At 50.3% G+C, this 394-nt stretch carries 1 protein-coding gene; it reads left to right on the top strand.

What is annotated here, in order from left to right; genetic code table 11:
• The first annotated feature begins 87 nt into the window (after positions 1 to 87).
• Positions 88 to 300, top strand: a complete 213-nt coding sequence (locus tag GBM95_RS12095; protein ID WP_152159295.1) for a hypothetical protein — start codon at positions 88 to 90, stop codon at positions 298 to 300.
• Positions 301 to 394: the final 94 nt, after the last annotated feature.

Genomic DNA, 394 nt, shown 5'->3' with positions numbered 1-394 from the left:
GAAGCGCAAGTCATTTTTGTGGTTATTTCAGGCAACCGTTGCCGTTTTTAAGCTACCTCTGGGTAGGGAGTAGAAAAACGCTGGAAGTTGACGTCCTACGTGAAGGACAACATGCGCCGCTTTATTTCCGTCGAGTCGAAAAGGCTTCCCGGCGCCTCGACCGTTCATTTCGATGAGATTGCAAAGGAACGCATCTTTGCGTCGATCGACCAGGCGAAAACGAACAGCACGGAGCTTCTGAGAAACGCTTATCGGCAGCTCAAGTTCCAGCTCGGACGCATTCCCGAACTTCAGGCGTGAATTTCCAGCGATTTTCTACTCTCGAAGCCAGGAGGTTCGTTAACGCCCCAAAAATGTCAGCACATCATCGAGGGATTTACCACTTTTAGAGAGC

This window comes from Sutterella seckii, assembly GCF_009183815.1.
GTDB lineage: Bacteria > Pseudomonadota > Gammaproteobacteria > Burkholderiales > Burkholderiaceae_F > Sutterella > Sutterella seckii.
The sequence above is the reverse complement of the archived record's forward strand: the minus strand, read 5'-3'. Positions and strand labels throughout refer to the sequence as shown.